Genomic DNA, 24,035 nt, shown 5'->3' with positions numbered 1-24,035 from the left:
CCATGAGTGAGGCGAAAGGCGGGCGCGGCGCCCAACTCAAGCACACCGGTCTGCGGCCGGGCTGGACGACCGGTGCCTGTGCGACCGCCGCCGCGACGGCCGCGTACACGGCGCTGCTGAGCGGCGACTTCCCGGACCCGGTCACCATCACGCTGCCCCGGGGCCAGACCCCGGCGTTCGCCCTGGCCGTGGAGGAGCTGGGCGGCGGGCGGGCGACGGCGGGCGTGGTGAAGGACGCGGGCGACGACCCCGACGTGACGCACGGCGCCCTGGTGCGGGTCAGCGTGCAGGCGCTGCCGCCGGGCTCGGGCGTGGTGTTCCGGGCCGGCCCCGGCGTGGGCACGGTGACGCTGCCGGGGCTGCCGCTGGAGGTCGGCGAACCGGCGGTGAACCCGGTGCCGCGCCGGATGATCCGGGAGCACGTCGCGGAGGTCGCGGCGGCGCACGGCGGGTCCGGGGACGTCGAGGTGACGATCGGTGTGGACGACGGCGGGGAGATCGCCCGCTCCACCTGGAACCCGCGCCTGGGCATCCTGGGCGGGCTCTCGATCCTCGGCACGACGGGGGTCGTGGTGCCGTACTCCTGCTCGGCGTGGATCGACTCGATCCGGCGCGGTGTGGACGTGGCGCGCGCGGCCGGGCACACCCATGTCGCCGGGTGCACGGGGTCGACCTCGGAGAAGACGGTGGTCGCCGAGTACGGACTGCCGGAGATCGCGCTGCTGGACATGGGCGACTTCGCGGGCGCGGTCCTCAAGTACGTACGCAGGCATCCGGTGGACCGGCTCACGATCTGCGGCGGGTTCGCCAAGCTGTCGAAGCTCGCGGCCGGCCATCTGGATCTCCACTCGGGGCGCTCCCAGGTCGACAAGGCGTACCTGGCGGGGCTGGCCCGGCGCGGCGGTGCCGACGAGGCCCTGGCCGCCGAGATCGCCGTCGCCAACACCGGCCTGGCCGCACTCCAGTTGTGCCAGGCGCACGGGGTGCCGCTGGGTGATCTGGTGGCCGTGGCCGCGCGGGACGAGGCGCTGTCGGTGCTGCGGGGAGCGCCGGTGGCCGTGGACGTGATCTGCGTCGACCGGGCGGGGACCGTGGTGGGGCGCAGCCCCGTACGCTGACCCGCCCGGGCGGGGATTCAGCAGGTGTGGCGGTCGCGGGCGGGCGAGTAGAGGTGGCTGTCGTGGAACTGCTCGGCGCCCAGGGTGCGGCCGGCCATGATCACGGCGGTGCGGATGACGCCCGCGGCCTTCACCTGTGCGGCGATGTCGTCCAGGGTGCCGCGCAGGACGAGCTCGTCGGGGCGTGAGGCCATCGCGACCACGGCGGCCGGGCAGTCGGCCCCGTAGTGCGGCAGCAGCTCCTCGACGACGCGGTCCACGTAGCGGGCCGCGAGGTGCAGGACGATCAGGGCGCCGCTGCGGCCGAGCGTCGCCAGGTCCTCGCCCTCGGGCATGGCGGTGGCCCGCTGGGCGATCCGGGTCAGGATGACGGTCTGGCCCACGGTCGGCACGGTCAGCTCTCGCTTGAGGGCGGCCGCCGCGGCCGCGAACGCCGGCACGCCCGGGACCACTTCGTACGGCACGCCCGCCTCGTCCAGGCGCCGCATCTGCTCGTTGACCGCGCTGAACACCGAGGGGTCGCCGGAGTGCAGCCGCGCCACGTCGTGGCCGGCCCGGTGCGCGGCGACGAGTTCGGCGGTGATCGCGTCGATGTCGAGCTGCGCCGTGTCCACCAGGCGGGCGTCGTCCGGGCACTCGGCCAGGAGCTCGCGGGGCACCAGGCTGCCCGCGTACAGGCACACCTGGCAGGCGGCGAGCGTGCGCGCGCCGCGCACCGTGATCAGGTCGGCGGCGCCGGGGCCCGCGCCGATGAAGTACACGGTCATCTGTCGTCTCCTGAGGGTTGTGCGGGGGCCGTTGCGGTGTCCGTGGGCTTGCGTACGGACCACTGGGTGACGGGCATGGCCTGGCGCCAGCCGGTGAACGTGCCGACGGGCACGGCGTGCGCCACGGCGAGGCGGACCAACTCGCCGCCGTGTGCCTTGTGCCGGGCGGCGAGCAGCGCCTCGGACTCCAGGGTGACCGTGTTGGCGACCAGTCGGCCGCCGGCCGGGAGCGCGGTGAGGCAGGTGTCGAGGAGGCCGGGTGCGGTAAGACCGCCGCCGATGAACACGGCGTCCGGGGTGGGGAGTTGGTCCAGGCAGCCGGGAGCGCGGCCGGTGACGACGCGGAGGCCGGGCACGCCGAGCCGGTCGGCGTTGGCGGTGATGCGCGCCGCGCGGACGGGGTCGCGTTCGACGGTGACCGCCCGGCAGGAGGGGTGGACGCGCATCCATTCGATCGCGATGGAGCCGGAGCCGCCGCCGATGTCCCAGAGGAGTTCGCCGGGGGCGGGGGCGAGCACGCCCAGGGTGGCGGCCCGGACGTGACGCTTCGTCAACTGCCCGTCGTGCGCGTACGCCTCGTCCGGCAGGCCCGGTACGGCGCCGAGGCGCAGCGCCCCCGGGGCGGTCCGGCACTCGACGGCGACGACGTTGAGCGGGTCCCCGGCCGGGTGGTCCCAGGTGTCCGCCGTGCCCTCGGCGCACGCCTCGTCCTCGCCGCCGAGCTGTTCCAGGACCCGGATGCGGCTGGGCCCGAAGCCGTGGTCGCGCAGCAGTGCGGCGACGGTGGCCGGGGTGGTGGCGTCGGCGCTGAGGACGAGCAGCCGGCGCCCTTCGTGCAGGGCGGCGGCCAGCCGGGCGGCGGGGCGGCCGACGAGGGTGACGACCTCGGTGTCCTCCAGCGGCCAGCCGATCCGGGCGCAGGCGTAGGAGACGGACGAGGGGTGCGGCAGGACGTGCAGCCGTTCGGCGCCCAGGACCTCGGTGAGGGCCCGGCCGATCCCGTAGAACATGGGGTCGCCGCTGGCCAGGACGGCGATGCGGCGGCCCGCGTGCGCGGCGAGCAGGCCGGGGACGGCGGGGCGCAGGGGCGAGGGCCAGGGCACGCGGGTGCCCGCGCACCGCGGTGGCAGGAGGCCGAGTTGCCGGTCGGCGCCGATGAGGACCTGGGCGTCCGTCAGGGCCGCGCGCGCCGGTCCGGTGAGCCCGGCCCATCCGTCGGCTCCGATCCCGACCACGGTGACTGCGGGCGGGCGGGGGTGCTCGGGGGTCACGGACGGTACCTCGGGTCTCGGGGGGCTGGCGCACCCGCACTCTACTGGCCGGTCGCGGGCGGCCCCGAGGCGGCTAGGAGCTTCCTCCAGGGAGCACCGCAGCTGCCATGTGTTTTCCCATGGAAAGCTGTAAATGCGATGTGATCACCCATACTCTTTGGCACATGCTGTTCTCCATGACTCCTGCTTCCCTCCAGCGGCGCGCCGCCGCAAGCCTCGTCGTCGTGGGACTGCTCACGCCCCTCACCGCGTGCGGCGGGGACGACGGCACCGGGGACACGGCCACCGACCTCACCGTTCTCGCCGCGTCCTCGCTCACCGATGTGTTCAAGGAGGCGGGTGCGGCGTACGAGAAGGAGCACCCGGGCACGAAGGTGACGTTCTCCTTCGCCGGGTCGCAGGAGCTGGCCGCGCAGGTCAGGCAGGGCGCCCCCGCCGACGCGCTGGTCACGGCCGACACGAAGACGATGGACGGCCTGAAATCGGACACCGGCGCGCCGACGGTCATCGCGAAGAACCGCCTCGTCATCGCGACCGGCAAGGGCAACCCGGAGAAGGTCGGTAACCTCACGGACCTGGCCGATCCCGGGCTGAAGGTGGTACTCGCCGCGCCCGAGGTGCCGGTGGGCCGGTACAGCCGGCAGATCCTGGACGCGCAGAAGATCACCGTGAAGCCGGTCTCGCAGGAGCCCAACGTGCGCGCGGTGCTCAGCAAGGTCGAGCTGGGCGAGGCGGATGCCGGGCTGGTTTACAAGACCGATGTCGCCTCGGCCGAGGGCAAGGTCGACTCGGTCGACATCCCGGACGGGCAGAACGCCGTCGCCTCGTACCCGGCGGCGACCCTGAAGACCGGCAAGCACGGCGCCGCGGCCGAGGCGTTCGTCACGTGGCTGTCCTCGCCCGGGGCACGGAAGATCCTGACCGGTGCGGGCTTCCAGCAGCCGTAGCCCGAGCAAGGAACGCCGATGAACCGACCCCGCGGCCGCGCGCCGATCGTGCTGGCCCTCCCCGCGCTCCTGGCCGTCGCGTTCCTGCTGCTGCCGCTGGCCGGCATCCTGGCCCGGACCTCGTGGGGCGAGCTGGGCACTCACCTCACCAGCGAGTCCACCACCCGGGCGCTGACGCTGTCGCTGATCGTCTCCGGCTGGGCGCTGGCCCTCTCCCTCGTCCTGGGGGTGCCGCTGGCCTGGCTGCTGGCCCGGGTCGACTTCCCCGGCAAGGTCTTCGTCCGCTCACTGGTGCTGCTGCCGATGGTGCTGCCGCCCACGGTCGGCGGGGTCGCCCTGCTCCTCGGCTTCGGCCGCCGGGGGCTGCTGGGACCGTGGCTGGAGGACTGGTTCGGGATCACGCTGCCGTTCCACACCTCCGGCGCGGTGCTCGCGGCGACCTTCGTCGCCATGCCGTTCCTGGTCATCAGCCTGGAGGGCGCGCTCGGCGGGCTGCGGCCGCGTTACGAGGAGACCGCGGCCTCCCTGGGGGCTTCGCCGGTACGGGTGTTCTTCACGGTCACCCTGCCGATGGTGGCGCCCGGGCTTGCCGCCGGAGCGGCGCTGACCTGGGCGCGGGCGCTCGGCGAGTTCGGGGCGACCATCACCTTCGCGGGCAACCTCCCCGGCACCACGCAGACCCTGCCCCTCCAGGTCTACCTGCTGCTCCAGGACAGCCCGGAGGCCGCGACCTCGGTGTCCCTGCTGCTGCTCGTCATCGCCATGGCGGTGCTGCTCGCGCTGCGGGGGCGGTGGACGGGGGCGCCGCCTGAGCGGACGCGGACGCGGAAGGTCATCGACGAGGAGCCCGGGACGACGGTCGCTTCGGGGGACGCTCCGCAGGCCGTACGGGAGAGCTGGCCGCTGCACGCCGAGGTCACCGGCTTCAACGAGCTGACCCTCGACGCGGAGGCCGGGACCACCATCGCCGTCGTCGGCCCCAACGGCGCCGGCAAGACGACCCTGCTGCGTGCCCTGCTCGGCCTCACCCCGCGCGCCCACGCCCGGCTCGTCCTGGGCGGCACCGACGTCACCGCCCTGCCCGCCCACCGCCGGGGCGTCGCCTGGGTCCCGCAGGACGGCGCGCTGTTCCCGCACCTGAGCACCCTCGCCAACACCGCGTACGGGCTGCGCGCCCGGGGCGTGCCGCGCGCCGAGGCCCGCCGCACCGCGCAGGAGTGGCTGGACCGGCTCGGGGTCGGGCACCTGGCCTCGCGCCGCCCCGCCCAGGTCTCCGGCGGCCAGGCTCAGCGCGTCGCGCTGGCCCGCGCGCTGGCCGCCCGTCCGCGCCTGCTGCTGCTGGACGAACCGCTCGCCGCGCTCGACCAGACGACCCGGTCCCGGGTCCGGCACACGCTGCGCCGCCACCTCGACGGGTTCGGCGGGGTCTGCCTCATCGTCACGCACGACCCCGTGGAGGCCGTCGCGCTCGCCGACCGGGTCCTCGTCCTGGAGGAGGGCCGTACGCTCCAGGACGCACCGCCCGCCGAGGTGACCCGCCACCCGCGCTCCCCCTGGGTCGCCCGGATGCTCGGCCGCAACGCCTGGCCCGGCACCGCCACCGCCGACGGCCTGGAGCCCGCGGGCGGCGGTCACCTCGTCGCGGCCGACCCGCTGCCCGCCGGGGCTCCCGCGCTCGCGGTCATCGCGCCCGAGGCCGTCTCCGTACACCGGGAGAAGCCGAGCGGGAGCCCGCGCAACGTGTGGCCGGGGACGGTGCGCGAGATCACGGCGGGCGGGAGCCGGCTCCGGGTGCTCGTGGGGTCGGAGCGGGCGCCGGACCTGGTCGCCGAGATCACTCCGCAGGCCGCCGCCGAGCTGTCCCTGGCGGACGGGGCGCGGGTGTGGACCAGCGTGAAGGCGACCGAGGTGACACTCGTGGCGCTCTGAGGCGCCCCGTCAGTACACGTCCCGCACGTACCGCTTGTCGGCGGCGAGCTGCTTCACGTACAGGGCGGCGGCCTCCGGGTCGAGCCCCCCGTGCGCGACGGCGATGTCGCGCAGCGCCCGGTCGACGTCCTTCGCCATCCGGGCCGCGTCGCCGCACACGTAGAAGTGGGCGCCGTCGCGCAGCCAGGACCACAGTTTGGCGCCGTGCTCGCGCATCCGGTCCTGCACGTAGACCTTGGCGCGCTGGTCGCGCGAGAAGGCGGTGTCCAGGCGGGTGAGCGTTCCGTCGGCGAGGAAGGACGTCAGCTCCTCCTCGTAGAAGAAGTCGGTGGCCCGGTGCTGCTCACCGAAGAACAGCCAGTTGGGGCCGGGGTCGCGGCGGGCCCGGCGCTCCTCCAGGAAGCCGATGAAGGGGGCGACCCCCGTTCCCGGGCCCACCATGACCATCGGTGCGTCGGGGCGGGCCGGTGGCCGGAAGTGCGGGGCGCGGCGAACGAAGACCGGGACGCGGGTGTCGGGTTCGGCGTCCGCGAGGAAGGGTGAGCAGACCCCGGCGCGGGGGCGGCCGTGGAGGTTCTCGTAGCGGACGACGGAGACCGTCAGGGAGAGGCGGTCGGGGTCGGTGAGCGGGCTGGACGATATCGAGTACAGGCGGGGCTGGAGCGGCTTGAGGACGCCGGCCCACTCCCCGGGGGTGGCCTTGACCGGGAATTCGGCGAGGACGTCGACGGCCTGGCGGCCCCAGGACCAGCGGGCCAGCTCGCCCTTGTTGTCGGGCCGCAGCATCTTCTTCAGGTCCCGGTCGCCGGTGCGTTCGGTGACGAAGCCGAGCAGGGCGGGGGTGAGGCGGGTGATGTCCAGGCGGGTGTGGAGCGCGTCGCCCAGGCGGAGGCCGCCGAGGCCGGCGATCTCGATCTCGGCGTCGGCGTCGAGGCCGGTGACGGAGAGCCATTCGGCCACCAGGTCCGGGTGGTTGACGGCGTGGACGCCGAGCGCGTCACCGGCCGCGTGGTCGAGCGCGGTCCCGGTGCCGCTGGTGTCGAAGGTGAACCGGCGGACCTCCTTGCCGGAGCCGGGCAGGCCGAGCAGCCGGTTGCCGGCCAGCCGGGCGGTGACGGGGGCGGGCCTGGGGGTGCGGACACGGGCCGGAGCGGGCGGGGGCGTGGGGGCGCGCAGGGGCGTGGGGGCCGGTTCCGTGGGAGGTGCGGTGAGGCCGGCGAGGACCTGGTCGAGCCAGCTCAGCGCGGACGGTTCGTAGTCGGGTTCGCAGTCGGTACGCGGGGCGAGGCGGACGGCCCCGAGCTCGTCCAGGCGCCGGTCGAGCCGCCGCCCGTGCCCGCAGAAGTCGTCGTACGAGGAGTCGCCGAAGGCCAGTACGGCGTACCGCCTGCCGTCCAGGGGCGGGAGGTCCGCCGCCGTCAGGGCCTCCCAGAACCCGGAGCCGTTGTCGGGCGCGTCGCCGTCCCCGAAGGTGCTGGTGATCAGGAGGAGGTCGGCGGCCGGCGGCAGGGTACGCGGGTCCGCCTGGTCCATGCCGAGGAGCCGGGCGCGGTGGCCCGTGGCGGTGAGCCGGTCGGCGGTGGCGACGGCGAACTCCTCGGCGTTCCCGGTCTGCGAGGCCCACAGCACGACGACCTCGCGGCCGGGGGCCTCGGCGGGGACGGGCTCGGGGTCGTCGGCGGGCGGCCCGGTGCGGGAGTACATGCCGGCCAGGACGCCGTTGACCCAGCGGGCGTGCTCGGCACTGAAGGGGGCGCCGGGCGGGAGGACGGGGACGCCGGGGGCGCCCAGGGGCAGCCCGGCGAGGAAGCCGACGAGGTACTGCCGCTCGTGTTCGGCGAGGACCGGGGGCGGGGTGGTGTCCAGGCCGAAGACGGCCGCGGTGTCCGGAGACGGCGGGGTCGCGGTTTCCACCGGTGCCGCGACGGGAACGGGTGCCGCCGCCACCTTCGTCAGCGTCACCGCGCACACCTTGAACTCCGGCTGGTGGGAGACCGGGTCCACGGCGTCGCCGGTCACCGCGTTGACGCTGAGGTACTCGCCGAACAGGTCGTTCCAGTGGAAGGGCGCGAAGCAGCAGCCGGGTGCGACCCGGTCGGTGACCACGGCCGGCAGCACGGCCCGCCCTCGCCGCGACTCCACCTCGACCGCGTCCCCCTCCGCGATGCCGAGCCGTGCCGCGTCCCCGGGGTGCACCTCCACGAACGGGCCGGGGTTCAGCCGGTTGAGCTTGGCGACCCTGCCGGTCTTGGTGAGGGTGTGCCACTGGTGCTGGACCCGTCCGGTGTTGAGCAGGAAGGGGTAGTCGTCGTCCGGCATCTCGGCCGCCGGGACATGGGGGCGCGCGAAGAAGCGGGCGCGTCCGGTCGGCGTCGGGAAGGCGGGCCCGCCGCCGTCCGGGGTGAGATAGCGGATGGGGTTGCGGTCCGGGCCGTCGGCGGTGGGCGCGGGCCACTGGACGGGGGCGGTGCGCAGCCGTTCGTACGTCACACCCCGCAGGTCGTAGCCGGTGCGGGGGTTGGCGGCGCGCTTGATCTCCTCGAAGACCTCCTCGGCGCTTTCGTACGTGAAGGCGTCCTCGTACCCCATCGCGCAGGCGATACGGGCGATGATCCGCCAGTCCGCGAGGGCTTCGCCGGGTGGCTCGACGGCCGGGCGGGCGAGAGTCAGGTTGCGTTCGCTGTTGACGAGTACCCCCTCGGCCTCGGACCACAGGGCGCCGGGCAGGACGACATCGGCGTAGGCGTTGGTCTCGGTGTCGGCGAACACGTCCTGGGTGATGACGAGTTCGGCGGCTTCCAGGGCCTCGATGACGGTGCGGCGGTTGGCGACGGAGGCGACGGGGTTGGTGCAGATGATCCAGCACGCCTTGATGTCACCGGCCGCCATCCGCTCGAACATCTCGACCGTTCCCCGGCCGCACTCGTCCTTGCGCAGGGTGCCGGGGGCGAGCCCCCACAGCTCCTCGGTGAAGGCGCGGTCCGCGTCGTCCAGGAGCGACCGCTGACCGGGCAGCCCGGGGCCCATGTAGCCCATTTCGCGCCCGCCCATCGCGTTGGGCTGGCCGGTGAGCGAGAGGGGGCCGCTGCCGGGGCGGCAGATGGCGCCGGTCGCGAGGTGGAGGTTGATCAGCGCGTTGGTGTTCCAGGTGCCGTGGGTGGACTGGTTGAGCCCCATCGTCCAGCAGCTCGTCCACTCCCCCGCCTCGCCGATCCACCGGGCGGCCAGGCGGAGGTCGTCCTCCGGGATGCCGGTGATCTCCGCGACGGTGGCGGGCGGGTAGTCGGCGAGGAATTTTGGCATCTCCTCCCAGCCCTCGGTGTGCGCGGCGATGAACGCGGGGTCGGTGTGCCCGTCCGCGTGGAGCAGGTGCAGGAGGCCGTTGAGGAGGGCCAGGTCGGTGCCGGGGTTGACGCGCAGGAAGAGGTCGGCCTTGTCGGCGGTGGCGGTGCGCCGGGGGTCCACGACGATGAGTTTGGCGCCGGCCTTGACGCGGTCCAGGAGGCGCAGGAAGAGGATCGGATGGCAGTCGGCCATGTTGGAGCCGATGACGAGGAAGACGTCCGCGCGGTCCAGGTCGTCGTAGGAGCCGGGCGGCCCGTCGGCTCCGAGCGACAGTTTGTAGCCGCTGCCCGCGCTCGCCATGCAGAGCCGCGAGTTGGACTCGACGCGGTTGGTGCGGACGAACCCCTTGGCCAGCTTGTTCGCGAGGTACTGCGCCTCCAGGCCCAGCTGCCCGGACACGTAGAACGCGACGGCGTCCGGTCCGTGCGTGTCGATGACCGCCCGCAGCCGCCGCGCGGTGGACGCGACCGCCTCGTCCACGCCCACCGGTACGGGCTCCGCGCCCCGCTCCGGCCGCACCAGGGCGGTGGTCAGCCGGCCGGGGGCGGCGAGCATGTCGGCGGTGGTCGCGCCCTTGGTGCAGAGCCGCCCGGCGTTGGCGGGGTGGGCCTTGTCGCCCGACGCCTTGCGGACCGTACGGCGTCCGTCCGGCCCGGCCGCGATGTCGAGGACCATCCCGCAGCCCACCCCGCAGTACGAGCAGACCGTACGGACCTGAGTGGCGTCGGCCGACGAGCTCTGTGGGGGCACCGGGGAGACCTTCCGTGAATCGGATCGTGCTCCGACGGTAGGAAGGCGCCGTTACGCCGGTGTGGCACCGGCCGATCATGGGCGGTAACGCTCGTCGCACACCGGGCGGGCCGCCGGTGTGAGAAGACCGGCCGGTCAGGTCTCCTCGGTGAGCTGTTCGTCCAGGTCGTCGAAGAGCAGTTCCGTGTGGTCGACCTGCCCCGTCCGGTACGCCGAGCGGGCGACCAGGTGCGCGGCGACCGGTCCCGTCATCATCTGGAAGAAGCCGATCAGCGCCAGCGTCGCCAGGTCCATGCCGCTGCGCAGCCGCAGCGCGACCCCGGCGAGCACGATGAGCATGCCGAGCGCCTGCGGTTTGGTCGCGGCGTGGCTGCGGGAGAGGACGTCCGGCAGGCGCAGCATGCCGACCACGCCGAGCAGGCAGACCGCGGCGCCGAGCAGTACCAGCGCCGCGCCGGCCGTGTCCAGGATCTGGAGCCAGACGCTCATGAGGTGCCACCGCCGTTCCGCCGCCCGCCGGGGTGGTCCGGATGGCCGGGCGGCCGGTCGCGTACGGCGATGAACCGCGCGATGCCGACCGAGCCGGTGAAGCCGAGGAAGGCGAGGACCAGCATGATCGGGAAGTAGAACGGGTCGCGTGCGAACGCCGACTTGGCGCCGAGCCCGGCGATGATGAGCGCGGCGCAGACGTCGAGCGCGATGGCCCGGTCGAGCATCGAGGGCCCGCGCCAGATGCGCGCGAGCAGTAGCGCGCCGGCGACGAGGATCAGGACGACGGCCGCCACCAGCAGCACGCGGTCCACGGTCTGGGGCGCGCTCATCGGCCGTCCTCCCGGTCTCCCGGCGCTCGGCCGGTGGGCGGTGTCCGCGGGGGCGGGGCGGCGACCCGCTCGATCTCGTCGCGGGTGCCGAAGGCGCGTACGGTCAGCTCCTCCAGGCGCCACACGGACCGCCGGGCGGCTTCCAGTTCGGCGGGGTCGTCCGCGTCCAGGACGTGCAGGAAGACGGTGGCGGTGGCGCGGCGGACCTCCACGACGGAGCCGTCGGGCACGTTGGACACGGTGACGGCGGTCGCGGTGAGCATCAGGTCGGAGCGGCAGCGCAGCGGTACGGCGATGACGGCCGCCCGGTGGGGCTGCCGGCCGTGGATCTGCCGGGTGACCTTCACGCCGGAGGTGTACATGTCGTACAGCAGATAGCCGGCGAGGCGCAGGATGCCCCAGGGGTGCAGCCGCAGCCCCAGGTCGACCGTGGGCAGCGGGAAGGCGAGGCAGACGACCACCGCGACCACGGCCCCGGTCAGCAGGTTCGCCCAGTTGAGGCTGGACCAGAGCAGCACCCAGATCACGGTGAGCCAGGCGATCAGCGGCAGGTCGAGCACCCTCCGGTGCCGGGCGCCGAACGCGGCGCTGAACGGCGGCAGGTCCTTGTTGCGGAAGGAAAGGGTGACGAGGCGTTTCACGGGCCCAGCACCTCCTGGGTGTAGGGCGTGCGGGCGATGAGTTCGGCTGCCGCGCGGTCGGTGTACGAGGTGAGCGGGCCGGCGAACACGGTGAAGGCGAGACCGAGGCCGACCGCGGCGGCCGTCGCCCAGGTCATCGGGCGGGGCAGCACGCTGGTGGTGGTGACGGCGTGGCCGTGGAGCGTGGCGGCGACGGCGAGGCCGGCGGGCTGGTGGCGGATGCGGACGCCCTCGTCGCCGGTGCCGGCCATCCGGTCCGGGCCCTCGTCGGCATCGTCGTCGTCGCTGTCGTCGTCCGATTCCAGGACCGTGCCGGCGGCGGCCTGGCCCGGGGGCGCGGCCCGCCAGAAGGCGAGGTTCCAGACCTTGGCCATCACGTACAGCGTGAGCAGGCTGGTCACGGTCGCGCCGACGACGAGGATCCAGGCCCACACCCCGCCGTCGGCGACACCGGCGCGCATGAGGCCCAGCTTGCCGACGAAGCCGGACAGCGGGGGGATGCCGGCGAGGTTCATCGCGGGCACGAAGAAGAGGACGGCGAGGGCGGGGGCGGCCCGGGCGATGCCGCCGATCCGGGTGAGTTCGGTGGTGCCGGTCCGGCGTTCGATCAGTCCGGCGACCAGGAACAGCGTGGTCTGGACGGTGATGTGGTGGACGACGTAGACGATGGCGCCGCCGTAGGCCTGCCGGGTGGCGAGGCCGATGCCGAAGACCATGTAGCCGATGTGGCTGATGAGGGTGAAGGAGAGCAGCCGCTTGAGGTCGGTCTGGGCGACGGCCCCCAGGATGCCGACGGTCATCGAGGCGAGGGCCGCCGCCATCAGCAGGTCGCCGAGCCGGTTGCCGGGGAAGAGCAGGGTCTCGGTGCGCAGCATGCAGTAGACGCCGACCTTGGTGAGCAGTCCGGCGAAGACGGCGGTGACGGGGGCGGGCGCGGTCGGGTAGGAGTCGGGCAGCCAGGCGGCGAGCGGGAAGACGGCCGCCTTGATGGCGAAGACCGTCAGCAGCATCGCCTGGATCAGGGTCTGGACGCCCAGCGGCAGCGCGCCCAGGCGTTCGGCGAGCTGGGCGAAGTTGGCGGTGCCGGTCGCCGCGTACGTCATGGCGATGGCGGTCAGGAAGAGCATCGAGGAGAACAGCGAGATGATCACGTACGTGGAGCCGGCCCGGATGCGCGGACCGGTGCCGCCGAGGGTGAGCAGGACGAAGCTGGCGACGAGCATGATCTCGAAGCCGACGTAGAGGTTGACCAGGTCGCCGGCGAGGAAGGTGCACGAGACCCCGGCGACCAGGATCAGGTACGCGGGGTGGAAGACGGCGACGGGCGTCTCCTCGTCCCGGTCCGCCATGCCCTGGCCCAGGGAGTAGACGAGGACGCACAGGGTGACGGCGGAGGAGACCGTCAGCATCAGCCCGGAGAGCCGGTCGGCGACCAGGGTGATGCCGAGCGGCGGCGCGAAGTCCCCCAGGTGCACGGAGAGCGGCCCGCCGGTGTCGGCGGCGATCATCAGGGCGACCGAGAGGCCGAGCACGGCGGTGAGCACGGCCACGCTGATGAAGCGCTGGATCTGCTTGAGCCGGGTGCCGAAGGCGAGGCTCAGGCCGGTCGCGCAGAGCGGCAGCAGCACCGGCAGCGGGACGAGTGCGTTCATCCGGTGCCTCCCGGGTCGTCGGTGTCGGGGCGCCGCGGGTCCTCGGCCCGGGAGCCGGGCGGGTCCTCGGCGCTCTTCGCGTAGTCCTCCGGGTCCGCGCCCAGGACGTCGTGCCACAGGTCGCCGGTGGCGTCGCGGCCCCTGGCCTGGAGGGCCCGGTCGGCGCGCAGCCGGGCCCGGAGGCGGCGGCGTTCGTCGCGGTAGGCGCGGCGCGCCCCGGCGCTGCGGTCGCCGTCGGCCCGGAACCGCGTGCGCAGTTCGTCGCGCTCGTCCAGCACCTCGGCGCGCAGGACGATGCGGCGGTCCTCCAGGTCGTCGTGGACCTCGTCGGTGCCGGTCAGCTGGTGGCCGCGGTAGGCCATGGCGAGCAGGAACGCGGTGGTGGCCAGGGTGATGACGATCGCGGTGAGCGCGATGGCCTGGGGCAGCGGGTCGGTGACCCGGCCGAGATCGACGCCGTACAGCAGCGGTTCGCGGCCCGCCGTCCCGGTGGCGGACAGCACGAACAGGTTGATGCCGTTGCCGGCGATGACCGCGCCGAGCAGGATGCGGGTGAGGGGCCGGGTCAGCATGAGGATGCCGCCGACCGCGCAGAGGACCGCCGCGGTGGCCAGGAGCGAGGCGCTGACGGTCACGGGGTGGCCTCCCCCGGCTCGGGCCCGGCCCGGCGGGCGGCGGCCTTCTCGGCTGCGGCACGCTCGATCTGCCGGTCGATCTTGGCGCCGAGGGCCCGCACGATGTCGAGGACGACGCCGAGGACCAGCAGGTAGACCCCGCAGTCGAAGATCACCGGGGTGCCGAACTCGAAGTCGCCGACGAGCGGCAGGTGGCCGTGGTACGTCCAGGCGTGCAGGACCGTTCCGTCGGAGAGGCCCGACAGGGCGACCCCGGTGGAGACGAAGAGGCCGAGCCCGGTGAAGAGGCCGGGTTGCAGGGGCGCGGCCTCGGCGAGTTCGAAGCGCCCGCCCGCGAGGTAGCGGGTGATCAGGGCGAGGCCCGCGACCAGGCCGCCGACGAAGCCGCCGCCCGGCATGTTCTCGGCGCAGAACAGCAGGTACACCGAGAGCACCAGGATCGGGTGGAACAGCAGCCGCGCCACCACCTCGAAGACCACGGACCGGTGTTCGGGCGCCAGCGTGGCGCCGGCCGCCAGCCAGCCGCGCTCGGGCGCCCCCTCGTCGCCCTGCGGCACCCCGGTCAGCGGCTCGGCGGTCACGGACCAGGCGGTGCGGCCCCTCGCCTCGGTGGGTGCCGCCGTCCCCTCGGCGCGCCGGTGCAGGTAGACGAGGCTGGTGACGCCGATCGCGGCGGCGGCGAGTACGGCGGACTCCCCCATGGTGTCCCAGGCGCGGAGGTCGACGAGGATGGTGGCGACGACGTCCTTGAGGCCGTGGTGCGCGGTCTCCTCGACCATGGCGGCTCCCGCCGGGGACGCGGTGCGCGCGGCGGCGGCGACCCAGACCACCACGCCGAGGGTGGCGGCGGCGGCCAGGGCGACCGGGATGCGCACGGCCCGTCGCCAGGTGCTGACGGACTCCTGGAAGTGCACCGGCATCCGCCGCAGGACCAGCACGAACACGATCATCGACACGGTTTCGACGCAGAACTGGGTGAGCGCCAGGTCCGGGCCGCCCTGGACGACGAACAGCAGGGCGGTCCCGTAACCGGTGAGTCCGGCCAGCACCACGGCCTTCATGCGCCGTCTGACGGTGAGGCAGAGGAGGGCCGCCGCACAGGTCAGGGCGGCGACGCCGCCCTGGAGCGGGACGTCCCAGAGCCGGGGCGCGGACGCGCCCTGCCAGGGGCGGTCGGCGATGAGCACGGCGAGCTGTCCGGCGAGCATCACCAGCAGGGTCGTCGCGAGGTACACGGACAGGGAGCCCCGCTGGACGAAGCCGGTGGCCTGGAGGGAGAGGCGTTCCAGGCCCAGGAGGAGCTGGCCGAAGACACCGTCGGCGGTCGGCCAGGCGATGCGCCGGGAGAGCCGGGCGACCCGGTCGCGCGCGGCGAAGAGGACCGCGCCGCCCGCGGTGGCGGCGGCGGAGAGGAGGAGGGCGGTGCCCCAGCCGTGCCAGAGCGCGAGGTGGTACGGGTGGGCGGGGGCCGGGAAGGCGTCGGCGTAGGCGCTGAGCAGCCGGTCGGTCCAGCCGACGCCGGGGCCGAGGACGAGCCCGCAGAGGGCGAGCGCGGCCGGCGCGGCGAGGAAGGCCGGGCCGACCCGGGGCACGGGGGTGTCGGCGACCCCCGGTTTGCGCAGGAAGCCGCCCCAGATGAACCGGGCGGTGTACGCCACGGTGAGCGCCGAGCCCGCGACCGTGATGCCGAGCGCCCAGCGGTCCGCCGTGTCGCCGTGCAGCAGCGCCTCGAACGCCGACTCCTTCGCGGCGAAGCCGAGCAGCGGGGGCAGGGCGGCCATGGAGAGGGCGGCGAGCACGGCGACGGCGCACACGTGGGGCAGGGCGCGCCCGACGCCGGAGAGCTTGCGCAGGTCACGGGTGCCGGCGGCGTGGTCCACGATGCCGGTGACGAGGAAAAGCGGGGCCTTGAAGAGGGCGTGGCCGAGGATCATGACGGCGGCGGCGAGCGCGGCATCGCGGTTGCCGACGCCCGCGAGGAGGGTGAGGAAGCCGAGCTGGCTGACGGTGCCGTACGCCAGGACGATCTTCAGGTCGTGCAGTCTGAGGGCGCGCCAGCCCCCGAGGAGCATGGTCGCGGCGCCGAAGACCATCACGACGGGCCGCCAGCCGGGCACGTCGGCGAAGGCGGGGGCGAGCCGGGCGACCAGGTAGACCCCGGCCTTGACCATCGCGGCGGCGTGCAGATAGGCGCTGACGGGGGTGGGCGCGGCCATGGCGTTGGGCAGCCAGAGGCTGAACGGCCAGACGGCCGACTTGGACAGGGCCCCGCACAGGATGAGCAGGACGGCGACCTGGACGGCGGTGGTCGCCGGGGGCGGGTCGGCGAGGATCGCGGAGATGCGGTAGGTCCCGGCCTCCTGACCGACGATCAGGAAGCCGACCAGCATGGCGAGGCCGCCGAGCGTGGTGACGGTCAGTGCCTGGAGGGCGGAGCGTCTGCTGTGGCGCTGCTCGCTGTCGTACCCGATGAGGAGGTACGAGAAGACGGTGGTGAGCTCCCAGAAGACGTAGAGGGAGATCAGGTCGTCGCTGAGGACGAGGGCGAGCATGGCCCCGGCGAAGGCGAGCAGATTCCCGGCGAACCCGGCCAGGCGGGGTGTCGTGTCGCTGAAGTAGGAGGCGCAGTAGAGCAGGACGAGCGTGCCGACGCCGGACGCGAGCAGCACCATGAGTTCGGCGAGCGCGTCGAGGCGCAGATCCACGGAGACGCCGTAGGCGGGCATCCAGGCCCAGGACCAGTCGACCGAGGAGCCGGACGCGGCCGTCTCCCACCGGGTGAACGCCCAGCAGGTGGTGGCGGCGGGCGGCAGCGCGAGGACGAGGAAGGCGCGCGTGCCCAGCCGTCGCACCAGCGGGCGTGCGAAGGCCGCGAGGACGAAGTGGGCGACGACGAGCGCGGTCATACGGCGGGGTGGCGGGGTGCGGTGGCGGGCGGTGGGGTCTGCAGGGCTACCGAACGGACAGAGGGCACTAAATACAGATATATCCCCAGCGCCGCTTCACCCGTCCGACCCGCCGCACCCCAGGCGGCCCGTCACATCGGAGGGGACATCGCCGCTTCATGGTGATCATGTGCTCGCCAGATGATGAACATGTGATCCCACTTCCTCTTCATTTTTGCACTGTGACTACTATCTATCCGTCCTGGTTCTCAACGGATTTGACCGACCGTGAGGTCGGTACCACGTCAAGGAGCATGCCCTGCGCACGCGCGCGTCACGGCGGAGCAGCTCGACCACAATGGCGCTGCGGACGGCCCTGCTCGTACTGGCCGTCGTCCCCGGTGTTGCCCTGGCCGCCCTCTGGGCCGTCACCAGTGGTCAGACTCTGCTCGACTTCCAGAAGCAAGCGGCTCAAGGGCAGTTGGCCCAGAAGGCCGGACAGCCGTCCAACATCGTGTACTACAACCTCCAGGAGGAGCGACGGCTCAGCGCCGAGGCGCTGGCCCGCAAGGGAGGGGCCACCGACGCCCTGCGCAAGCAGCGCAAGCTGACCGACAAGGCGATCACCAGCTTCCAGTCGCTGTCCGACACCGACACCGACGACGCTCCGGGCGAGGTACGGGACGCGGTCGGCGAAGCCCGTACGGCGATCACCCAACTCCCCGCGCAGCGCGCTCTCGTGGACGAGGGCGACAACGACCAGCAGAAGGCCGTGTACCGCTACTACACGGACCTGATCGCCGTCGACCTGAAGCTCTTCACGGCCCTCAGCCATGTCGACAACGGCCGGATCACCACGATCTCGCAGCCGTTGGTGGACGTGTTCTGGGCCAAGGAGATGATCTCCCGCTCGGACGCGCTGCTCGCCCGGGGCTGGACGAAGGGCAGGCTGGGCACCGCGGACCTCCAGGAGGTCCGGCAGGCCGTCTCCGCCCAGTCGTTCCAGTACACGACCAAGGTCATGCCCTATCTCCCGGCGGACGAGAAGGCCGAGTGGCAGAAGGTCTTCGGCTCCGCCGCCTGGAAGGCCAAGACCCGGGTGGAGACCCAGGTCCTGCGCCCGGCCGGCCCGGACGCCTCCGGCTCCGTCGCCCTCGACGCGAAGGAGGCGGACTGGCGCGGCGCGATGGACGAGCTCACGCCCCGGCTGGTCGAGCTGATGGAGGCCCGCACCGACGTGGTGGTCGCGGAGGGCAAGGACAGTGTGGTCTCCCTCCTGATCAAGGTCGTCCTGACCACGGTCGTCGGCCTCGCCGCCGTCGTCGCGGTGATCTGGTTCACCTGGCGGCTCTCCCGCAACCTGCGCCGCCGGATCAGCCGGCTCCAGGAGCGGGCCGAGGAGCTGGAGAAGGCGCTGCCCGACGTGGTCGAACGGCTCGGCAAGGGCGAGCGCATCGACGTCGAGGCCGAGGCCCGGGCGATCGGGGACGGCGGTGAGCCCGGCGCGACGGACGAACTGGCCCAGCTCGGCCACGCGCTCGACCTGGCCCGCACCAGCGCGCTGCGTGCCGCCGTCGACCAGGCGGACCAGCACCGCGGCTTCGAGCGGCTGCTCCAGCGCATCGCCCGCCGCACCCAGCAGCTCATCGGCCAGCAGCTGAAGAAGCTGGACGAGCTGGAGCGCAAGCACGAGGACCCCGAGGTGCTGGACGGCCTCTTCGACCTCGACCACCTCACCGCCCGCCTGAGGCGGTACGAGGAGAACCTGGTGATCCTCGCGGGCGGCTCCCCGCACCGGCGCTGGCGCAAGCCCGTACCGCTGCTGGACGTCATGCGCTCCGCCCAGGGCGAGGTGCAGGACTACCAGCGCGTGGTGCTGGACCTGGACGGCTCCCCGTGGCTCGCCGCGCGGGCCGTGGGCCCGGTCTCCCACGTGCTGGCGGAGCTGATCGAGAACGCCCTCACCTTCTCCCGGCCGCCCAGCCCCGTCGAGGTCAGGGCCGCCCAGGTGAGCCGGGGCCTGGCCATCGAGGTCGAGGACCGCGGGCTCGGCATGGAGGAGGACCAGCTCGCCGCGGCCAACGAGCTGATGAGCCGGCCGCCCCGGATGGACGTGCTGGCCCACGCCGACGACATCCGCCTCGGCCTGTACGTGATCGCGCGCCTCGCCGACCAGCACGGACTGCGGGTGGAGTTCCGCCGGTCGGCGTTCGGCGGCACCCGCGTCGTCGTACTGGTCCCGGACGCGCTCACCGTCCCCGGCCCGCACGCCGGTCCGGTGGCCGTCCCCGCCCCCGAGGCGCAGGAGCCCGTCCAGGCCCCCGCCCCGCTCCGGGACACCGACGCGCTGCCCAGCCGGGGCCGGGGCAGGGCCCTCGCCGGGGTCACCGCCCTGCACGCGCCGGGCACGCCCTCACCCGCCCCCGAAACCGCGCCCGATGCCCCGTACGCCGGGACGGACGTGCACGCGTACGGGCAGCGGGACGACGTGTACGGGGGCGCCCGGCAGGACGACGCCGCGTACCAGGGCGCGTACACGGACGGCGAACAGCCCTATATGACGGCCCAGGGGCAGTACCCGGTCGCGCACCAGGCATACCCGGAGCCCTCGGAGCCGTACGGCGCTCCGCGGCAGTCCTACCCGGACACGTATCTGACGGGCGAGCTGGACGCGGACGGCTTCCCGGTCTCCCTGCCCCCGCAGCCCGAACCGGCCGCGGGGCACCTCGGGCACGCCGCACAGCCCGTGCAGCCTGCCCAGCCCGTGCAGTTTTCGGAGCCCGCGCCGGGACCGGGCCTTGTGGCCGGGACCGCCGGGGAGCCGCCGCTGCCGCGCCGGGTGCGCCAGGCCAGCCTCGCCGACGAGCTTCGGGTCGACCCGGCCGCGCCGGCCGCCGCGGCCCGGCCGCGGGTCAGGGCCGAGGACCCGCCGCCCCGGATCGCCCCGCACCGCGCGGGTGCGGCCATCGGAGCGTTCCAGCGCCGCTCCCGCGCCGCCCGCGCCACCGACGAGCCGCCGACGCAGCCCGACCTCACGAGAGAAGAACGGACATGACACGCACAACCGCCACTCGCCAGGATCTCGACTGGCTCCTCGACGGTCTGGTCGACTCGGTGGCCGAGACCATCAACGCCGTCCTGCTCTCGGACGACGGGCTGGTGGTGAGCCACTCGCGCACCATCGAGCGGCCCGACGCCGAGCGGCTGGCCGCGATCTGCACCGGGCAGCAGAGCCTGGCCCGCGGGGTGGGCCAGCTCTTCAACGGCGGTGGCGTCCACCAGGTGATCGTGGAGCTGGCGGACCTGTGGCTCTTCATCATCTCGGCGGGCCAGGGCACCCACCTGGCCGTCATCGCCTCCCAGGAGGTGGACGCCGAGATCATGTCGCTCGCCATGCACAACCTCGTACTCCAGGTCGGCCAGAAGCTCAGCACCCCGGCGCGGGACGACTTCGACGCCTTCGGCGCCGGGGACAGGCCGCGGGCGTGACCGGCCACTGGCCGTACGGGCAGGGGGATTTCGAGGACGACGGCGAGGACGCCGCGGGCACGATGGTGCGCCCGTACACCATCACCCGCGGCCGGACGGCCCCCGACCGGGACGACCTCACCCTCATCACGGTGCTCACGACCGCGCACGATCCGCGGGACGAGCACGGCGCGGCGGCCCGCCCGGGCCGGCTCCAGCCGGAGCACCGGCTGATCCTGGACCGCTGCCGGCAGCCCGCCGCGGTCGCCGAGGTCGCCTCGGGCCTCGACCTGCCGGTCTCGGTGACCAAGATCCTTCTGGCGGACCTGGTCGCCACCGGCCTCCTGATCGCCCGGGCCCCGCTCTCGGTGGCCCGGGCGTCCGGCGGCGCCGACATGGGCGTACTGGCCGCTGTTCGCGACGGACTCCGGAGACTCTGACCCAAGATGACCACCAGTCAGGCGGCGCCCGCCGCCGTCAAGATCCTGATAGCCGGCGGTTTCGGCGTCGGCAAGACCACCCTCGTGGGTGCCGTCAGCGAGGTCGCCCCGCTGCGCACCGAGGAGCTTCTGACCACGGCCAGCATCGGTGTGGACGACCTGGCCGGCGTCGGCCGGAAGGACACGACGACCGTGGCCCTGGACTTCGGCCGGATCACGGTCAGCCAGGACCTGGTCGTCTACCTGTTCGGCACACCGGGCCAGGAGCGCTTCTGGTTCATGTGGAACGACCTGGTGAACGGGGCCCTCGGCGGGGTCGTGATCGCCGACACCCGGCGCCTTGAGAGCAGTTTCGCCTCGATCGACTTCTTCGAGAGCCGGGACATCCCGTTCGTCGTCGCGATCAACTGCTTCTACGGGCACAACACCCGCACCACGGACGAGATCAGGGCCGCCCTGGACCTGGACCCGCACGTGCCGCTGCTGGTCGGCGACGTACGTGAGCGTCCGTTCGGCCGGGATGTGCTGCTGGCCCTCGTGGACCACCTGATGAGCCTGCCCGTGGCGGCCGGCTGACCCGGTCCGCCCCCTCACCCTTCCGTTCCTTCCTCGCTCTGGAGAGATCCGACATGGCAACACCTCTGCGCGTCCTGATCCACGGCGGCGGCATCGGCGGGCTGACGCTCGCCACCGCCCTGGCCCGGCGGGACCACACCGTCGAGGTGGCGGAGCTCCGCGACGAGCTCGACGCCCTCGGCGTCGGCATCATCCAGCCGTCGAACGCCCTGCACGTGATGCGGGAGATCGGGGTGCTGGAGGACTGCCTGGCAGCGGGCTTCGAGTGGGAGGTCCTGACCATCGCGGACCCGGCCGGCAACACCCTGGCCGAGATACCGCAGCCGCGCATGGGCGACGCCCCCTCCAACAACGGCATCCCCCGCCCCGCGCTGGCCCGGGTGCTGAACGCGGCGGCCACCTCGGCCGGCGCGAAGATCCGGTTCGGCGCGACCATCACGGAGCTCACCGACGACGGAAGCGGCGTCGACGTCACCCTCTCCGACGGGTCGGCCGGCCGCTGGGACCTCGTCGTCGGCTTCGACGGCATCGGCTCCCCGCTGCGCACCCGGCTGTACGGGGACCGCTACGCCCCCCAGTACACCGGCTTCGCCAACTGGCGCGTCACCGTGCCGCGCCAGGAGCAGGTGCGGGGCGTCGTGATGGGTACCGCGGGCCAGGCCGCCAAGGCGCTGCTCACCCCGATCACCGACGAGCTGATGTACCTGGGCTCGGTCTTCGCGGAGGCCGAGGACTTCCGGCCGGACCCTTCGAGCGCCCACGAGCAGCTGAAGGAGCGGCTGCCGATGTTCTCGGGCCCGGTCGCCGAGGCGCTGGCACAGGTCACCGGGCCGGAGGCGGTCGTCTACTCGCGGATCTCCCAGGTGACGGTCGAGGAGCCGTGGCACGTGGGCCGGGTGGTCCTGGCCGGTGACGCGGCGCACGCGAGCACCCCGCACATCGCGCAGGGCGCGGCGATGGCCGTGGAGGACGCGCTGGTGCTCGCCGAGTCGCTGGACGCCGAGGCGGACGTCGACGCGGCCCTGGACATGTGGGAGGCGCGGCGCCGTCCGCGCGCCATGTGGGTGCAGGCGATGTCGCGTGCGGTGCTGAAGCAGGAGACGGGCGGGGAGACGACGCCGGAGGAGGACGAGCTGCTGAAGATCGGCATTCCGGGCGCGGCGCACGTGCTGGTGCAGCCGTACTGATCCCGTTCGACGCGTTTCTCCACGCCCCCGCCGGGCCCGGTTCCGGGCTCGGCGGGGGCGTACGCCGTTCAGGGCAGGACCGCCATGCCGTCGATCTCGACCAGTGCCTGTTCGTCCCAGAGCCGGGCCGCCCCGATGACCGCCATGGCCGGGTAGTCGCGGCCGGCCAGCCGGCGCCAGATCCGGCCCAGTTCCGGGGCGTGGGCCCGGTAGTCGGCGACGTCGGTGGCGTACACCGTGACCCGGGCCAGGTCCGCCGGGGAGCCGCCCGCCGCGCGCAGGGCGGTGAGGAGGTTGCCCAGGGCCGTCGCGAACTGGTCGGGCAGGGTGTCGCCGACGACCTCGCCGCGCTGGTCCAGGGCGGTCTGCCCGGCCAGGAACACGAGCCGGCCGCCGGTCGCGGTGACCGCGTGCGAGAAGCCGGAGGCGGGCGAGAGTTCGTGCGGGTTGATGCGGTGGATCGGGCTCATGCGGTCGGCTCCCGGTTCGCGTACAGCTCCTTGGCGATGATCGTGCGCTGGACCTCGCTGGCGCCCTCGTAGATGCGCGGGGCGCGGACCTCCCGGTAGAGGTGTTCGAGCAGATGCCCGCGGCGCAGGGCGCGGGCGCCGTGCAGCTGGACGGCGGTGTCGACCACGAACTGCGCGGTCTCCGTCGCGTACAGCTTCGCCATGGCGGCCCGGCGTGGCACCCCGGGCTCCCCGGCGTCGTGGGCGGCGGCCGCCGCGTAGACCAGCAGCCGGGCGGCCTCGGTGCGGGTGGCCATCTCGGCGACCTGGTGCGCCACCGCCTGGAGGGCGGACAGGGGCGCGCCGAAGGCGGTCCGGGTCGCGGTGTGCTCCACGGTGGCGTCGAGAGCGGCCCGGGCCATACCGAGGGCGAAGGCGCCGACGCTGGGGCGGAAGAGGTTCAGGGTGTCCATGGCGACCGCGAAGCCCCGGTCCGGCTCGCCGAGCAGGTCGTCGGGGGTGACGCGGACCCCGTCGAAGGCCAGGGCCCCGATCGGGTGCGGGGAGAGCATGTCCAGGGGGGTGCCGGTCAGCCCCGCGCGGTCGGCGGGGACCAGGAACGCGGTGACACCACGGGCCCGGGCGCCCGGGGTCGTGCGGGCGAAGACCGTGTAGAAGTCGGCCTCCGGCGCATTGGAGATCCAGCACTTCTCGCCGGTCAGCCGCCAGCCGCCGGAGTCCGGGGCGGCGTCGAGCGCCAGGGCACCCGCATCGGAGCCCGCGCCCGGCTCGCTGAGCGCGAAGGCGGCCACGCAGCGGCCGGCGCGGATCCCCGGGAGCCACCGCTCGCGCTGGGCGGGGGTGCCCGACCGGAGGAGGGGGAAGCCGCCGAGGCCCTGGAGCGCGAGGGCGGTCTCGGCCTCGGTACAGCTCCGGGCGAGCGATTCGCGCAGCAGGCAGAGGTCCAGGGCGCCCGAGTCGAACAGCCGGTCGAGGAGGCCCAGCTCGCCGAGGGCGGCGAGCAGCGGGCGGTTGACGTGCCCCGGCTCCCCGCGCGCGGCGAGCGGGGCGAGCCGGTCGCGGGCCAGGGTGCGCAGTTCCTCGCACCAGGCGGTCTGTGCCGGATCGAGCGAGAATGCCGTCATACCGGCGCC

The 24,035-nt window shown here is 73.8% G+C and carries 19 protein-coding genes; 8 read left to right on the top strand and 11 right to left on the bottom strand.

The genetic code is table 11. From position 1 onward, the window contains the following. Window positions 1-2: 2 nt before the first annotated feature. The gene (locus ABZ565_RS25935; protein ID WP_361031463.1) at window positions 3-1,118 is read left to right on the top strand and encodes a cobalt-precorrin-5B (C(1))-methyltransferase; all 1,116 of its coding nucleotides are present in this window, start codon (window positions 3-5) and stop codon (window positions 1,116-1,118) included. 17 nt (window positions 1,119-1,135) lie between these two features. On the opposite strand, the gene cobM is transcribed toward ABZ565_RS25935, so the two are convergent. After that, window positions 1,136-1,885: a precorrin-4 C(11)-methyltransferase gene (gene cobM, locus ABZ565_RS25930; RefSeq protein ID WP_361031460.1), complete on the bottom strand. Its 750-nt coding sequence runs from the start codon at window positions 1,883-1,885 to the stop codon at window positions 1,136-1,138. Continuing rightward, window positions 1,882-3,156 (bottom strand): precorrin-6y C5,15-methyltransferase (decarboxylating) subunit CbiE, encoded by a 1,275-nt coding sequence (gene cbiE / locus ABZ565_RS25925; protein ID WP_361031457.1) that lies wholly within the window; start codon window positions 3,154-3,156, stop codon window positions 1,882-1,884. The genes cobM and cbiE overlap by 4 nt, the downstream gene beginning before the upstream one ends. Before the next feature lie 176 nt (window positions 3,157-3,332). Between cbiE and modA the strand changes: the two genes are divergently transcribed. Further along, window positions 3,333-4,103 carry a molybdate ABC transporter substrate-binding protein gene (gene modA / locus ABZ565_RS25920; protein WP_361031454.1) on the top strand — a complete coding sequence of 257 codons (771 nt, stop codon included), beginning with the start codon at window positions 3,333-3,335 and terminating at the stop codon, window positions 4,101-4,103. Window positions 4,104-4,121: 18 nt separating this feature from the next. After that, window positions 4,122-6,032 carry an ABC transporter permease gene (locus ABZ565_RS25915; RefSeq protein ID WP_361031451.1) on the top strand — a complete coding sequence of 637 codons (1,911 nt, stop codon included), beginning with the start codon at window positions 4,122-4,124 and terminating at the stop codon, window positions 6,030-6,032. Between the two features lie 9 nt (window positions 6,033-6,041). On the opposite strand, the gene ABZ565_RS25910 is transcribed toward ABZ565_RS25915, so the two are convergent. The 7 genes from ABZ565_RS25910 to ABZ565_RS25880 all read right to left on the bottom strand — a co-directional run bounded on the left by ABZ565_RS25910 (window position 6,042) and on the right by ABZ565_RS25880 (window position 16,782). Continuing rightward, window positions 6,042-10,127, bottom strand: a complete 4,086-nt coding sequence (locus ABZ565_RS25910) for a bifunctional nitrate reductase/sulfite reductase flavoprotein subunit alpha (RefSeq protein ID WP_361031448.1) — start codon at window positions 10,125-10,127, stop codon at window positions 6,042-6,044. Window positions 10,128-10,262: 135 nt separating this feature from the next. Beyond that, window positions 10,263-10,616, bottom strand: a complete 354-nt coding sequence (gene mnhG, locus ABZ565_RS25905; RefSeq protein WP_361031445.1) for a monovalent cation/H(+) antiporter subunit G — start codon at window positions 10,614-10,616, stop codon at window positions 10,263-10,265. Beyond that, window positions 10,613-10,948, bottom strand: coding sequence for a monovalent cation/H+ antiporter complex subunit F (locus ABZ565_RS25900; protein ID WP_361031442.1), 336 nt, complete (start codon window positions 10,946-10,948; stop codon window positions 10,613-10,615). The genes mnhG and ABZ565_RS25900 overlap by 4 nt, the downstream gene beginning before the upstream one ends. Then, window positions 10,945-11,589, bottom strand: coding sequence for a Na+/H+ antiporter subunit E (locus ABZ565_RS25895; protein WP_361031439.1), 645 nt, complete (start codon window positions 11,587-11,589; stop codon window positions 10,945-10,947). Before ABZ565_RS25895 ends, ABZ565_RS25900 begins: the two co-directional genes overlap by 4 nt. Next, window positions 11,586-13,241, bottom strand: coding sequence for a Na+/H+ antiporter subunit D (locus tag ABZ565_RS25890; protein ID WP_361031436.1), 1,656 nt, complete (start codon window positions 13,239-13,241; stop codon window positions 11,586-11,588). The genes ABZ565_RS25895 and ABZ565_RS25890 overlap by 4 nt, the downstream gene beginning before the upstream one ends. Next, window positions 13,238-13,876 (bottom strand): Na(+)/H(+) antiporter subunit C, encoded by a 639-nt coding sequence (locus tag ABZ565_RS25885; protein WP_361031433.1) that lies wholly within the window; start codon window positions 13,874-13,876, stop codon window positions 13,238-13,240. The genes ABZ565_RS25890 and ABZ565_RS25885 overlap by 4 nt, the downstream gene beginning before the upstream one ends. Further along, window positions 13,873-16,782 carry a Na+/H+ antiporter subunit A gene (locus ABZ565_RS25880; protein WP_361031430.1) on the bottom strand — a complete coding sequence of 970 codons (2,910 nt, stop codon included), beginning with the start codon at window positions 16,780-16,782 and terminating at the stop codon, window positions 13,873-13,875. Before ABZ565_RS25880 ends, ABZ565_RS25885 begins: the two co-directional genes overlap by 4 nt. A gap of 337 nt (window positions 16,783-17,119) precedes the next feature. On the opposite strand from ABZ565_RS25880, the gene ABZ565_RS25875 reads away from it, so the two are divergent. The 5 genes from ABZ565_RS25875 to ABZ565_RS25855 are packed head-to-tail and all read left to right on the top strand — an operon-like array spanning window position 17,120 to window position 22,432. Then, entirely contained in the window at window positions 17,120-19,816 is a 2,697-nt protein-coding gene (locus ABZ565_RS25875) for a nitrate- and nitrite sensing domain-containing protein (protein ID WP_361031427.1), read from the top strand. Further along, window positions 19,813-20,250: a roadblock/LC7 domain-containing protein gene (locus ABZ565_RS25870; RefSeq protein ID WP_018105797.1), complete on the top strand. Its 438-nt coding sequence runs from the start codon at window positions 19,813-19,815 to the stop codon at window positions 20,248-20,250. The genes ABZ565_RS25875 and ABZ565_RS25870 overlap by 4 nt, the downstream gene beginning before the upstream one ends. Next, window positions 20,247-20,669, top strand: a complete 423-nt coding sequence (locus ABZ565_RS25865; protein WP_361031424.1) for a DUF742 domain-containing protein — start codon at window positions 20,247-20,249, stop codon at window positions 20,667-20,669. The genes ABZ565_RS25870 and ABZ565_RS25865 overlap by 4 nt, the downstream gene beginning before the upstream one ends. Window positions 20,670-20,675: 6 nt before the next feature. Continuing rightward, on the top strand, window positions 20,676-21,245 hold the full coding sequence (locus ABZ565_RS25860; protein ID WP_361031421.1) for an ATP/GTP-binding protein: 570 nt from the start codon (window positions 20,676-20,678) through the stop codon (window positions 21,243-21,245). A gap of 53 nt (window positions 21,246-21,298) precedes the next feature. Continuing rightward, complete coding sequence (locus tag ABZ565_RS25855) at window positions 21,299-22,432, top strand: FAD-dependent monooxygenase (protein ID WP_361031418.1); 1,134 nt, start codon at window positions 21,299-21,301, stop codon at window positions 22,430-22,432. A gap of 68 nt (window positions 22,433-22,500) precedes the next feature. On the opposite strand, the gene ABZ565_RS25850 is transcribed toward ABZ565_RS25855, so the two are convergent. Then, window positions 22,501-22,902 carry a RidA family protein gene (locus ABZ565_RS25850; RefSeq protein WP_361031415.1) on the bottom strand — a complete coding sequence of 134 codons (402 nt, stop codon included), beginning with the start codon at window positions 22,900-22,902 and terminating at the stop codon, window positions 22,501-22,503. Beyond that, window positions 22,899-24,026 (bottom strand): acyl-CoA dehydrogenase family protein, encoded by a 1,128-nt coding sequence (locus ABZ565_RS25845; protein WP_361031412.1) that lies wholly within the window; start codon window positions 24,024-24,026, stop codon window positions 22,899-22,901. Before ABZ565_RS25845 ends, ABZ565_RS25850 begins: the two co-directional genes overlap by 4 nt. Between the last annotated feature and the right edge of the window lie 9 nt (window positions 24,027-24,035).

It is taken from the genome of Streptomyces sp. NPDC016469 (assembly GCF_040632905.1).
Taxonomy (GTDB): domain Bacteria; phylum Actinomycetota; class Actinomycetes; order Streptomycetales; family Streptomycetaceae; genus Streptomyces.
This window is presented reverse-complemented; position numbering and strand designations above follow the sequence as displayed.